This is a genomic window from Aeromonas allosaccharophila, from assembly GCF_016026615.1.
In the GTDB taxonomy this organism is placed as follows: Bacteria; Pseudomonadota; Gammaproteobacteria; order Enterobacterales; family Aeromonadaceae; genus Aeromonas; species Aeromonas allosaccharophila.
Genome location: NZ_CP065745.1, coordinates 1,938,840 through 1,950,897, shown reverse-complemented (window position 1 = coordinate 1,950,897; position 12,058 = coordinate 1,938,840). Strand labels below are relative to the sequence as shown.

The 12,058-nt window shown below is 61.6% G+C and carries 11 protein-coding genes; 3 read left to right on the top strand and 8 right to left on the bottom strand.

Annotation, left to right across the window (positions count from 1 at the left end; translation table 11 throughout):
- Positions 1-232 precede the first annotated feature (232 nt).
- The 3 genes from I6G90_RS08595 to I6G90_RS08585 all read left to right on the top strand — a co-directional run bounded on the left by I6G90_RS08595 (position 233) and on the right by I6G90_RS08585 (position 3,118).
- Entirely contained in the window at positions 233-1,432 is a 1,200-nt protein-coding gene (locus tag I6G90_RS08595; protein ID WP_197930777.1) for an OmpP1/FadL family transporter, read from the top strand.
- A gap of 148 nt (positions 1,433-1,580) precedes the next feature.
- A complete protein-coding gene (locus I6G90_RS08590) occupies positions 1,581-2,036 on the top strand; it encodes a hypothetical protein (protein ID WP_058054103.1) in 456 nt (151 codons plus the stop codon).
- Positions 2,033-3,118: an HlyD family secretion protein gene (locus tag I6G90_RS08585; RefSeq protein ID WP_197930774.1), complete on the top strand. Its 1,086-nt coding sequence runs from the start codon at positions 2,033-2,035 to the stop codon at positions 3,116-3,118. The genes I6G90_RS08590 and I6G90_RS08585 overlap by 4 nt, the downstream gene beginning before the upstream one ends.
- Before the next feature lie 59 nt (positions 3,119-3,177).
- Here I6G90_RS08585 and I6G90_RS08580 read toward each other — a convergent pair whose 3' ends face one another.
- The 8 genes from I6G90_RS08580 to xthA form a co-directional block, all read right to left on the bottom strand.
- Positions 3,178-6,282: an efflux RND transporter permease subunit gene (locus tag I6G90_RS08580; RefSeq protein WP_042656972.1), complete on the bottom strand. Its 3,105-nt coding sequence runs from the start codon at positions 6,280-6,282 to the stop codon at positions 3,178-3,180.
- Positions 6,283-6,291: 9 nt separating this feature from the next.
- Positions 6,292-7,491 carry an efflux RND transporter periplasmic adaptor subunit gene (locus I6G90_RS08575; RefSeq protein WP_111805791.1) on the bottom strand — a complete coding sequence of 400 codons (1,200 nt, stop codon included), beginning with the start codon at positions 7,489-7,491 and terminating at the stop codon, positions 6,292-6,294.
- A gap of 204 nt (positions 7,492-7,695) precedes the next feature.
- A complete protein-coding gene (locus tag I6G90_RS08570; protein ID WP_197930772.1) occupies positions 7,696-8,448 on the bottom strand; it encodes an energy-coupling factor ABC transporter ATP-binding protein in 753 nt (250 codons plus the stop codon).
- Positions 8,435-9,253 carry an energy-coupling factor ABC transporter ATP-binding protein gene (locus I6G90_RS08565; RefSeq protein ID WP_197930770.1) on the bottom strand — a complete coding sequence of 273 codons (819 nt, stop codon included), beginning with the start codon at positions 9,251-9,253 and terminating at the stop codon, positions 8,435-8,437. Before I6G90_RS08565 ends, I6G90_RS08570 begins: the two co-directional genes overlap by 14 nt.
- A complete protein-coding gene (locus I6G90_RS08560; RefSeq protein WP_197930768.1) occupies positions 9,250-9,951 on the bottom strand; it encodes an energy-coupling factor transporter transmembrane component T in 702 nt (233 codons plus the stop codon). The genes I6G90_RS08565 and I6G90_RS08560 overlap by 4 nt, the downstream gene beginning before the upstream one ends.
- Positions 9,951-10,529: an ECF transporter S component gene (locus I6G90_RS08555; RefSeq protein ID WP_042018813.1), complete on the bottom strand. Its 579-nt coding sequence runs from the start codon at positions 10,527-10,529 to the stop codon at positions 9,951-9,953. The genes I6G90_RS08560 and I6G90_RS08555 overlap by 1 nt, the downstream gene beginning before the upstream one ends.
- 8 nt (positions 10,530-10,537) lie before the next feature.
- Complete coding sequence (locus I6G90_RS08550; RefSeq protein ID WP_111805801.1) at positions 10,538-10,969, bottom strand: PPC domain-containing DNA-binding protein; 432 nt, start codon at positions 10,967-10,969, stop codon at positions 10,538-10,540.
- A gap of 144 nt (positions 10,970-11,113) precedes the next feature.
- Entirely contained in the window at positions 11,114-11,920 is an 807-nt protein-coding gene (xthA, locus tag I6G90_RS08545) for an exodeoxyribonuclease III (protein ID WP_058054096.1), read from the bottom strand.
- Between the last annotated feature and the right edge of the window lie 138 nt (positions 11,921-12,058).

Below are 12,058 nucleotides of genomic sequence, written 5' to 3'. Positions count from 1 at the left end.
CCAGTCAGTCGCCACTATTGAGTGATGGTGCGTTTCCCGCGTCCGGATGCCGGTTGCAACAGGGAAGCGGGCCTCACAACATGCTTGCCAGCCCCCTCAATAGCGTGACGCCACGAACGTGCAACATAAAGCCGTTGGCTTCCCGGATGCTGATTGCCAGACACAGAAATGTCATTTGTTGAGATGCACACCCTCTCGGGTGCCCCCTTGTTCACTATTCAGGAGTATCGAAATGCAGCAACGACTGCTGTCGCTGATGCTTGCCGCTTTGCTGAGCCCTTCAGCAATGGCTGGCGGCCTTGCCCTCTACGAAACCAGCACTGCCAACAGTGCGCTGGCCAACGCAGGGGCAGCCGCCCGTGCCCAGGGAGCAGAGACCATCGCCAGCAACCCGGCCGGTATGACCAAGCTGGAAGGTACCCAGCTGCAGGTCAATGGCGGTGTGGTATACGGTGATCTCGAGCTGGATCTGGACAATGGCGGCAACAACGGCGGCAATGCGTTGCAGACCGCGCCGCTCGGCAGCGTCTATCTGACCCATGCCATCAATGACCAGTGGGTCGCCGGTTTCGGCATGTTTGGCAGCCATGGTCTGGGTATCGACTATGGCGAAGGCTGGGAGGGCAGTGGTTATGTAGAGGCCGCCAAGCTGACCGGTATCGCTTTTGCTCCGAGCCTGGCGTACCGCATCGACGCCAACTGGTCGGTGGGGGCCAGCCTGATCGCCATGCACGGTAGTCTGGACACTTCACTCGATGTTGCTGCCGCTGGTCTCAACCCGATTCAGGGTCAGGAGTTTTCCGATAGCGACTGGGCTTATGGTGCTTCCTTCGGGGTGCTCTATGAGCTGGACCAACACTCCCGCATCGGTCTGAGCTACTTCTCCGAGCTGAAGTGGGAGCTGGAAGATCAGCTGTTTACCCACTTTAACCTCGCAGGGCTTGGTGTGGATATGATGATCCCGCAGACCGTGACCCTGAGTGGTTATCACCAGCTCAACGACCAGTGGGCCTTGCTGGCCAGCGCCAACTGGCAGCAGTGGTCCCGTTTTGGTGACATTGACGTGACGACCCAGCGTCGCAGCCGCAGCGTGGATATGCACTACAAGGACACCTGGCACCTCAGCCTGGGTACCCAGTTCGACGTTACCCCCGCTCTGCGTCTGAGCAGTGGTATCGCTTATGACAGCAGCGCCGTGGACGATGCCCACCGCACCGTCAACTTGCCGATGGGTGAGGGATGGCGTTGGGGTCTGGGTGCCAGCTACCAGCTGAGCCCGGCCACCAGGCTGGAAGCCAGCTACACCCTGGCCTGGTTGGGGGATATGTCGGTTAATCAAGAGAGCCCATATGGAGTTCGCAAGGATATTTCCGGCACCTACAACAACAGCTATCTCAACTTCTTCAATATCGGTGTGCAGCACCAGTTCTGAGGCGTGAGTCAAGCAAGCCCCCACAGGTTGGGGGCTTCTCCATCCTGCCCGTAGCCGGTCTGGTCATTGCCAACCGGCGCGGGGTATGAGCCGGGTGACCCTCGAGGGACACCCGTTTGATCACCCGTTACACGAGGAGCAACAGCGAATGTCATCACAACCTGCCTCTGCGTTAGCACGGTGGCTTTGGCGCCTGGCGTTTATTCTGGTCACGGTCGCTCTGGTTATCTTCTTCTCGAAAGGGGCCAGCATCTATCCGGTTGATGCGGCTCAGTTCAGTCATCCCCTGCCAGCCATCATGGTACTGCTCGATTCCGAGATCTTTATGGGGGTGATCACCGTCATTACCCTCTATGTCGTGCTCTATCTGATCCATCTGTTGTGGCAACTGCACGAGATCGCCGTGCATCGTGCCAAGTTGTCCGAGTCGGTGCATATCACTCTGGTGTTTGCCTTGTCCCTTTGCGGCCTGTTTATCGACAAGACCTGGTGGGTGCTGGCCATCATCATCGCCTTTGCCCGCTGGGATGTGCTGGCCGAGCGGATGAGCCAGATCATCGGCCATGGGATTCGCCGTGGTCGTCATCAAGGGGAGCCATCGTGAAAGAGATCCTGCTGCCCTATATCCTGCTCGTCTGGTTGCTGGTCAAGCTGAAGGTGCTGCCCTGGAACCTCAAGACCGGTTTCTGGAGCACCGCGATCGGGGCCTTGCTGGCCCTCGGATTGCTGACCACCTCCCGCCATCTGGCACCGGTGGACTTCACCGATTCGGCCACGGTCAAGGCGCCTCATGCGGTGCTGGGCCCATTGCTCGGCACCAACCAGTTCCACCAGATCGACGAGATCCATGTCGTCCACAACCAGCAGGTGAAGAAGGGTCAGCCCATCTACACCCTCGCCAACTGGGAGAGCGATGGCAAGGCACAAGCCCTGAGCCACCAGATCGACGCCCAGCAGGCCCAGATCAGCGCCGAGCTGAGCCAGCAGCGCGCCATTTTGTCGCGGCTGACCCTCAATCGCAAAGAGCTGGCGCGCTTGACCCAGCTGGGCAGCTACTCCAGCATCCAGAGCCGCGATCAGTTGCAGGCCCAGATCGATGGTGATCTGGCGCAACAGAGTGCCAGCGAGGCCAAGGTGAAGATGATCGAGGCCCAGGTGCAGAATCTGGGGAGCGAGCTGGCGTTGCAGCAACGGCGGAACGAAGAGAAGGTGATCCGTGCCCCGTTCGACGGTCAGGTGTCGGTGGTCAATCTGGCCAACGGCTCGCGCACCGGCAACATGCACCTCTACGATACCTCGCGCAAGTTTCTGGAGTTTCGCATTCCGGATCAGAGCTACCGCGCCATTGAACCGGGCCAGTTTGCCGAGTTCTATGTGGATGCCTATCCGGGGCGGGTATTCCGGGCTCGGGTTCACTCGGTGCGTACCGGCACGGGTGAGGCCCAGCTGAACGCGATGCAGGGTGATCAGCATGTGCGCCAGCATGTGGGCAACAACATGTCCAGCCATGGCCGTACCGTGGTGCTAGACATGCTGGAGCCGGAAGGGGTCGTGCTGCCCATCGGGGCGACCGGTTCGGCCTGGATCTCGGCACACAAACCCCATCCGCTGCTCGGCTTTATCGACATCATCGGTGCTGCCACCGTGCGTCTCAAGGCGATGAAGGCCTATCTGTTTGCCATGTAACGCACGGAATAAAAAAGCCCCTCCGTGAGGGAGGGGCTTGGTGAGCGAGATCGCAGCGGTCAGGCCTGTTTCTCCGAGCGGCGCATGATGAGCCGGAAGAAGAGCGGGATAAAGAAGATGGCGATAAAGGTGGCCGCCAGCATGCCGCCGATCACCGGCCAGCCGAGGGCGTGACGGCTTGCCGCACCGGCGCCGCTGGAGGTGACCAGCGGCACACAGCCGAGGATGAAGGCGAGCGAGGTCATCACGATGGGACGGAAACGCAGGCGCGCCGCCTCCAGCGCCGACTCGATAAGGCTCATCCCCTCTTCGTGTTTCATCACCGCGAACTCCACGATCAGGATGGCGTTCTTGGCCGCCAGCCCGACCAGCGTCACCAGCCCGATCTGGAAGTAGACGTTGTTGGTCAGGCCCACCAGCCAGGTAGCGAGCAGGGCGCCGAACAGGGCAAACGGCACGGCAGTGATCACCGCAAACGGCAGGGTCCAGCGTTCATACTGGGCGGCCAGGATGAGGAAGATCATCACGATACCGAAGCCGAACGCGGTGCCAGCGCTACCTGCGGCCGCTTTCTCCTGATAGGCGGAACCGGTCCACTCCAGCTTGGCGTCGTTGCCCAAGGTATCGTTGGCGACCGCTTCCAGCGCGGCGATGGCCTGACCCGAGCTGTAGCCGGGGGCGGGCTGCGCCATGATCTTGGCGGCCTGGAAGATGTTGAAGCGCTCCACCAGTTCCGGGCCGGTGGCGTCACGCACCGTCACCAGACTGCTGAGCGGGATCATCTCTCCCTTGTCGGAGCGGACATAGACATTGCGGATGTCGCTCTTCTTGGCGCGGTAGTCCGCCTCGGACTGCAACTGCACCCGGTAGGTACGGCCGAACTGGTTGAAGTCGTTGACATAGACCTGACCGAAGGTGGCCTGCATGGTGTCAAACACCGCATTGATCGGTAGCCCCAGCGCCTTGGCCTTTTCGCGATCAAGGTCCAGATAGACCTGTGGCACGTTGGCACGGTAGGTGGAGGTGACGCTGGCAAACTCCGGGCGCTCCTTGGCGGCGGCGAGGAAACGCTCCACTTCGCCAGAAAACGCCTGGGCGTTGCCGGTGCCACGATTTTGCAGATAGGCCTCGAGGCCGCCGGTGGTGGACATCCCCTGAATGGGGGGCGGGTTGAAGGAGGCGACAAAGCCATCCGCCAGTCCCATCAGGCTCATCCCCTGGAAGGTCTTGGCCAGCGAGAAGGAGTCTTGCCCGGCCCCCTGGCGCTCGCTCCAGTCCGTCAGAGTAATAAAACTGAGACCGCTGTTACTGATGACGGCGTTGGAGAGAATGTCAAAGCCCGAGAAGGTGATGACATCCTTCACATGGGGGTTGGCCATGGCAATCTGGTCAAACTTGTCAGCCACCTCCTGGGTGCGGCTCATGGCGGCGGCATCCGGCAGCATGACGGCGGAGATGAGGTAGCCCTGATCCTCGTTCGGTACCAGCTCGCCCGGCACTTTCAGGAACAGACCGTAGATGGAGAGCAGCAGCACGGCGATGATGGAAAAAGCCACACCCACCCGGCGGTTGAGGAAGGCCACACCGCGCACGTAGCGGTTGGTCAGCTTGTCAAAGCTGCTGTTGAACCAGACGAAGAAACGGGCCGGCTTGTGGTGCCCCTCTTTCAGCAGCAAGGCACACAGGGCGGGAGAGAGGGTCAGCGCCACCAGACCGGAGATGGCGACCGAGACCGCGACCGTGATGGCGAACTGCTTGTACATCACCCCCGTCATGCCGCCCATAAAGGCGACCGGCAGGAACACGGCGCAGAGCACCAGTACGATGGCGACCACCGGACCGGAGACCTCCTGCATGGCGAGGATGGCGGCCTCTTTGGGCGAGCACTTCTTCTCGCTCATGATCCGCTCGACGTTTTCCAGCACCACGATGGCGTCATCCACCACGATACCGATGGCGAGCACCATGCCGAACAGGGTCAGCAGGTTGATGGAGAAACCGAGCACCAGCATGCCGGCGAAGGTCCCGATCAGCGATACCGGCACCGCGATACAGGGGATCAGGGTGGCACGGAAGTTCTGCAGGAACAGGTAGACCACCACGAACACCAGCACGATCGCCTCGAACAGGGTGTGGACCACCTCTTCGATGGAGATCTTCACGAACTCGGTGGTGTCGTAGGGGATCTGGTACTCGATATCCTGCGGGAAGCGCTCCTTGAGTCGCTCCATGGTGGCGTGCACCGCATCGGCGACCGCCACGGCGTTGGCGCCCGGTTGCAGATAGGTAGCGATACCGATGGCCGGTTTGCCGTTGGCACGGGCGACCAGATCATAATCCTTACCGCCCAGCTCGACCCTGGCGACATCGCGCACCCGGATCTTGGAGCCATCGGGCATGGAGCGGACGATGATGTCCTGGAACTCCTTCACATCCTCAAGGCGCCCCTTGGTCTGCACCGTGTAGGTGAAGTCGATTGGGGTCGTGGTGGGCTGGGCACCGATCTTGCCTGCCGCGAACTGGGTGTTCTGCTCGCGAATGGCGCCGATCACGTCGCTCGGGGTAAGTTCGAGCTGGGCCAGCCGATCCGGCCGCAACCAGATGCGCATCGCATAGTCGGTACCGCCAAACAGGGTGGTATCACCGATGCCTGGAATCCGCTTGAGCTCGTCGATGATGTTGAGCAGGGCGTAGTTCGACAGATAGGTAGTATCAAACGAACCGTTCGGCGATTGCAGGGTCACCACCTGCAGGATGGCGGTCGATTTCTTCTTGACCGTGACCCCCTGCTTCTTGACCTCTTCCGGCAGCTGGGCCATGGCGGCCGACACCCGGTTGTTGACGTTGATGGTGGCCTGATCCGGATCGGTGCCGATCTCGAAGTAGACGTTGAGGTTCATCTGGCCATTGGAGGCCGACCCCGATTGCATGTAGATCATCCGCTCGACGCCGTTGATCTGCTGCTCCAGCGGCGCCGCCACGGTCTGGGAGATCACCTCCGGGGTGGCACCCGGATAAAACGCCGTGACCGACACCACCGGCGGGGTGATCTGGGGATACTGCTCGATGGGGAGCGAACGCATCGCCGCCAACCCGCTCAGCACGATAATGATCGAAATCACGCTGGCGAAGATGGGGCGTTCTATGAAGAACTTGGAAAACATACGGGCTCCTTACTTGGCCGCAGACTGGCTGACCACCTTGGTGGTGATGGCCTTCATCTCATCGGCCGAGACCGGTTTGACCACGGCGCCGGGGCGAGCTTTCATCAGGCCTTCGACAATGTAACGGTCACCGGCATTGAGGCCACTGTCGATCAGCACACCATCGGTGACCACAGGTCCCAGCTTGACCGGACGCGGGATCACCTTGTTGTCGGCATCCACCACCATCACCATGCGGTCGGCCTGAGACTGGACGATGGCGCGCGGCGGCACCACGATGGCGTTTTTGCGCAGGCCCAGATCGATGGTCATGCGGACAAACTGACCGGGCAGCAGCACGCCGTCCTTGTTGTCGAAGATGGCGCGGGCACGGATGGTACCGGTCTGCGGATCGACCCGGTTGTCGGAGAAGTTGAGCTTGCCCGCTTCCGGATAGACGGAGCCATCGGCGAGGCGAATATGGGTGCGCCAGGTGGTGGCGTCCTTGGCTTCAATGATCCCTTTCTTTACCGAGTTCTCGAAATTGAGGCGATCCTGCTCCGAGTAGGAGAAGTTGACGTAGAGGGGATCAAATTGGGTGATGGTGGTGAGCAGACCATTTTCGCCGCTGGTGGAGATAAGACTACCCTCGGATTGGGAGCTCTTGCTCGCCATGCCGTTGATGGGCGCGGTCACCCGGGTGTAGCTGAGGTTGAGCTCCGCCTCTTTTACCATGGCCTGAGCCGCCTGATGGCTGGCGATGGCGGCTTCGTAGTTGGCGATGGTGTTGTCATAGTCTTGGCGGCTCACCACCTGACGTTTGAACAGGGGAATGATGCGATCCCGATCGGCACGGGCCTTGTTCAGACGCGCCTGCTCCTGAGCCAAGGTCCCCTTGGCCTGTTCCAGCGCCACCTTGTAGGGTTCGGGATCAATTAGAAACAGCTCCTGACCGGCGGTGACCGGCTGGCCTTCCACATAGGTGCGCTTGAGCAGGATGCCATTGACCCGGGAGCGCACATCGATCTCGCGAAAACCGGCGGTCTCGCCCACCATCTCGGTGGTCAATGGTACATCGGTCGGGGTGGCTTCGGCGACCACCACGGGGACGGCGGGCATGGTCTGGGCCGTCTGGGTCGTCTCGCCACCGCAGGCGGTCAATCCGCCAATCAGCGCCAGGGTCAGCAAGCTACGTTTGTAAATCTCTTTTCCGGCAAGGGGCACCTTCATCATCACACTCCTGTTCAATCGATCCCGGTTGCTGCGTTCAGCAAAACACTCCATACACATCATTAACTTCATGATTAAAAAAACAACTTTTTTATGAGAGGAATGAGAGATGATAGGTCTGTAATCTGAACCCAGCCTTCTCAAGGTGGCAATCAAGGTTGCCGATTGACGAAAAAAGCCTGACTTTTTCCGATGTAGCGAGGTTCAGCGGGGATGTTCGGCTCGGGCGAGGGTGGCCAACAACAGGGCACTGCTCTTCTCGTCTTGGTGATAGCCATTGAGAGCAGAGAGTCGTTCGGCTGCGGGGCCGTGGGCCACCAGACGCCCGGCTTTGAGCTCGATCAGGGTGGTGAAGTTACGCCTGACAAATTCGGCGTCGTGACTGATGGCCACTATGGTGGTGCCCTTCGCCCGTTCGCTGGCAAGCCAGCGTTCCAGAATGGCCAGCCAATGGGGATCGAAATCCCGGCTCGGCTCATCGAGCAGCAGCAATTCGGGCTGCATGGCATGAAGGCAGGCCACCGCCACCATCCGTCGCTGACCGGCATCGAGATCCAGCGGGTGGGATGCTGCCCACGCGGTCAGCTCGCACTGCGCCAGTGCCGCCGCCACCCGTTCCCGGATCTCTTCCCCCGGCTGTTTTTGCAGGCGCAGGCCAAAGGCGATTTCATCGTCGACCCGGCTGTGAAACAGCTGGCGCTCCGACTCCTGAAACAGAAAACCGATCTGACTGGCGCGCGCCAGTGCCCGCTGCTCGCAGAGATCCTGTTGTTGCCAGCTCACCGTGCCGGAGGTGGGGGCCAGCAGGCCCGCCGCCAGTCGCAGCAGGGTCGACTTGCCTGCGCCGTTATCCCCGACGATGGCTACCTGTTCCCCGCTGGCAATCTGCAATGTGATGTCGTGCAGGCAGGGATTGTCCGGCGCCCACGAAAAACAAAGGCGGTCAAAGTTCAGCATAAAACTCCCGCAAAATGGCCAAAGGGTAGGGATGATGGTGCGGGTCGCGCGCCTGCAACGCCTCGCGCAGGGAGTCCGGCAGGATCACCCGCCCGGGCAGATGGGGCAGCACCTCGCCGAGCTCGCCGCGGGCCAGCTGGCGGCCATGGTCGAGCAGTACGAACTGCTCGCAATAGTGAGCGGCCGGAAAGAGCCGCTGCTCCAGCAAGATGACGCTGCAGCCGCTCAGCTCGCTGTAGCGGCGGATCTGGCGCAGCAGGGTGTGGCTCGCCTCCGGGGTCAGGCGGCTGAAGGCCTGATCCAGGATCAACAGTTTGGGCTGCATCGCCAGTGCACAGGCCAGCACCACCCGTTGGGCCTGCCCTCCCGACAGGGATAGGGGATGTTGCGTCGCCAATTCCTCGCAGTGACAGCACGCCATGGCATCAGCCACCCGCCGACAGATCTCGGCCACTGGCAGCGCCAGATTGGCGGGGCCGAAGGCCACCTCATCGACCACCGAAAAGCAGCAGCCGGAAAATTGCAGATAGGGGGATTGCTGCACCCATTGGCGTTGGGCGGCCTGTTCATTGAGCTGCCCCCCGTCGTGGGGAGTACCGAGGATGATGCCTGTCCCGGCCAGGGTATCGAGGTGCAGCTGTGACCAGCCTCCCGCCAGCAGTTGAGCCAGCAGGGATTTTCCCGCCCCGTTGCCGCCGAGGATGGTGAGCCACTCGCCAGCACCCAATTCAATGTCGAGGGGTCCCAGCTGGAAGTGGTCAGGATGGGCCGCATGGCCGATGTTTAATCCACGGAGCGAGATCATGGCCACCACCTCCAGACAATCTCCAGTAGCACCAGCACCAGCAACAGATAGCGCAGCAGCGGCTCATGGTGCCGCTGCGGGATCTCGACCACGCGAGTGCGGGTCGGTTGGCTGCGAAAGCCCCGCAGATCCAGTGCCATGCTGCGGGTCGCCAGTTCGCTTAACGCCTGCCCGACCAGCGGCGAGAGCAGCGGAATGGTAGCGCGCAGCCGGGCCAACGGATGGCCATCAAAGGGGACGCCACGGGCCAGCTGGGCCTCCTTTATCGCCCGCAGCTGGTGGCCAAGTTGCTCCTTGAGCAGCAGCGGGCCACAGCAGAGGTAGGAGAGGGCGATGGGCAGCCGGCTGGCAAACAGCGCATGGACAAAGCGCTCGGTCGAGACCGCCCACAGCCAGAGCTGGGCGCTGGCGAGACAGGCGAGCAGGCGACACCAGAGGGGCAGAATGGGGAAGGTTTCGCTGACAGGCGCCTCTGGCATGCCGAGCAGGATCCGCAACCAAGGGCCGTGAACCAGATAGAGCCCCAGCCCCAGCGGCAGCATCACCGCCAGCACAAGCTTGACCCGGGAGCGGGCTCCCGGTAGCACCATTAACGCGAGCAGCGGCAGCAGGCTCCAGCCCCAGAGCCAGGGGGGTGGCAGCACGCTGGCCGTGACCGAAAACCACAGCCAGAGTGCGAGGGAGGTAAACGGGTGCATCAGCGCACGGCGGCCATCTGCGGGAAGTGGCGCAGGGTGCGCTGCGGCAGGCGGCGTACCAGCCCCCAGGCGATCAGCACGGTCAACAGTTTGTCCAGCAGGTTGGTGCCGAGCACGGTGACGGCAACCGACTCCTGCAGATCGCTGCCCATGGCGTGCAGGTAGGCAACCATAAAGTCAGCACCGCTGCCGGTGGCGCCACCAAATAGGTAGGAGCGGATGGGAATGGCCACCAGGGTGAGCGCCAGGGTGATCACCACGCTGCTCACCACTACCTTGGGCAGATTGTTGAACCAGCCCGCGCGCGCCATCAGACCGGCACTGAGACCAATCATCATGGCGACCGGGGCAAAGGCGGCTGCGATGGGGCCGGTGAGCAGTCCCCACAGCAGGTTGGTGAGCAGACCGGTGGCGACCGCCATCCAGGGGCCCGCCAGAATGGCGCAGAGCACAGTCCCGATGGAGTCGAGGAAGATGGGCAGCTTGAGCATGGAGACCGCCTGTCCCGCCACCATGTTGATGGCGATGCAGATGACCATAAAGGCCAGGTTGTAGCTGGAGAGTTTACTGACGGACATAGTGATCCTCACAAGGTTCTGGGGGTAATGAGCAGCTCTTCATAGCCGGAGTGGGGGCAGGGGGCTCGGGTGAAACGGTACGCCTCCAGCTCGCCAATCACAAGTTCGAGGGTGGTGCGGACCCGGCAACCGGGCAGCACATGGCCACCTCGCATCAATCCCTGCTCGTCAGAGAGGGAGAGGTGCAGGTGTTCGCACTCCGGGTCCAGGGTGCCGCCGAGGGCGATCACCTCGAAGGCCCCCTCCAGCAGGGTGCCATCGGGGCGGGCGGCATAGCGCAGATTGGCGTGGGTCAGACTGCCGACCGCCCCGGCGATCCAGGCAGCCTGCAGGCCGTGTTGGGCCATGTGTGTGCGCAATCCGGCGATCAGGTCCTCCCCCGGCAACAGGCGCAGGGCCAGAAAACGGGCGGGGGAGAGGGGAAGGTGAGGGGTAGTCACGTCAGGCACTCCTTGCTGCAAAAAGAAGGTGCCCTGAGGCACCTTGTCTGGATAGGCTGTTTACGCCCTTTTATCGCAAGCAACCGCGAGCCGCTTCACAGATTGGTGAACGCGCAGCGGCTTAGCGGTTAACCGTGCGTCGCATCAGGCGAAGCAGGCCCAGATGGGGGCGTGGTCGGAGGGCTTTTCGATGCCGCGCAGCTCATAGTCGATGCCGGTCTCGGTCACGCTGTCCTTGAGGGCGTCGGAGGCCATGATGAGGTCGATGCGCAGGCCGCGGTTCTCGTCAAAGCCTCTGGAGCGGTAGTCAAACCAGGAGAAACGCTCGCACTCTGTGGGGTTGGCGGCGCGGAAGGTGTCGGTGAGGCCAAACCCTTTCAGCCGCTCCATCCATTCGCGTTCGATGGGCAGGAAGGAACACTTGCCATCCCGCAGCCAGCGCTTGCGGTTTGCCTCACCGATGCCGATGTCGAGATCGGTGGGGGAGATATTCATATCCCCGATCAGCACCAGCTGGTCGTCCGGGGTGTGGTTGGTTTCGAGGTAGTGCTGCAGATCCTCGTAGAACTTCTGCTTGGCCGGGAACTTGGTCTCGTGATCCTGACTTTCACCCTGCGGGAAGTAGCCGTTCATCACCTTGATGAGGGAGCCGTCTTCGCGCTCGAAGGTGGCCATGATCATCCGGCGCTGGGCCTCTTCATCGTCGGTGGGGAAGCCTTTCTCCACCTTGACCGGCTTCTGCTTGCTCATGATGGCGACCCCGTAGTGGGCCTTCTGGCCGTGAAACTCCACGTGATAGCCCATGGCCTCCACATCGGCCAGCGGGAAGGCTTCATCGTGCACCTTGATCTCCTGCAGGCCGATAACATCGGGCTGGTGCTTGTCGATGATGGCTTGCAGTTGGTGCAGGCGGGCGCGCAGGCCATTGATATTGAAAGAGATGATCTTCATGTCCGGGATGCTCATGTCATTTTTATAAGTCGCTATTGGACTAGGAATCGGCGGTGGATGCAAGTTCAGGTGCCGGGCTATCGGTAACCTGTTCACGAGCTGTCGCGAGAGGCTGTCAGCAAGGTGAAGCGCAGCGCA

Coding starts and splice junctions, on each gene's coding strand:
- I6G90_RS08595 (WP_197930777.1), top strand. CDS start 233: ATGCAGCAACGACTGCTGTCGCTGATGCTTGCCGCTTTGCTGAGCCCT.
- I6G90_RS08590 (WP_058054103.1), top strand. CDS start 1,581: ATGTCATCACAACCTGCCTCTGCGTTAGCACGGTGGCTTTGGCGCCTG.
- I6G90_RS08580 (WP_042656972.1), bottom strand. CDS start 6,282: ATGTTTTCCAAGTTCTTCATAGAACGCCCCATCTTCGCCAGCGTGATT.
- I6G90_RS08575 (WP_111805791.1), bottom strand. CDS start 7,491: ATGAAGGTGCCCCTTGCCGGAAAAGAGATTTACAAACGTAGCTTGCTG.
- I6G90_RS08570 (WP_197930772.1), bottom strand. CDS start 8,448: ATGCTGAACTTTGACCGCCTTTGTTTTTCGTGGGCGCCGGACAATCCC.
- I6G90_RS08565 (WP_197930770.1), bottom strand. CDS start 9,253: ATGATCTCGCTCCGTGGATTAAACATCGGCCATGCGGCCCATCCTGAC.
- I6G90_RS08560 (WP_197930768.1), bottom strand. CDS start 9,951: ATGCACCCGTTTACCTCCCTCGCACTCTGGCTGTGGTTTTCGGTCACG.
- I6G90_RS08555 (WP_042018813.1), bottom strand. CDS start 10,529: ATGTCCGTCAGTAAACTCTCCAGCTACAACCTGGCCTTTATGGTCATC.
- xthA (WP_058054096.1), bottom strand. CDS start 11,920: ATGAAGATCATCTCTTTCAATATCAATGGCCTGCGCGCCCGCCTGCAC.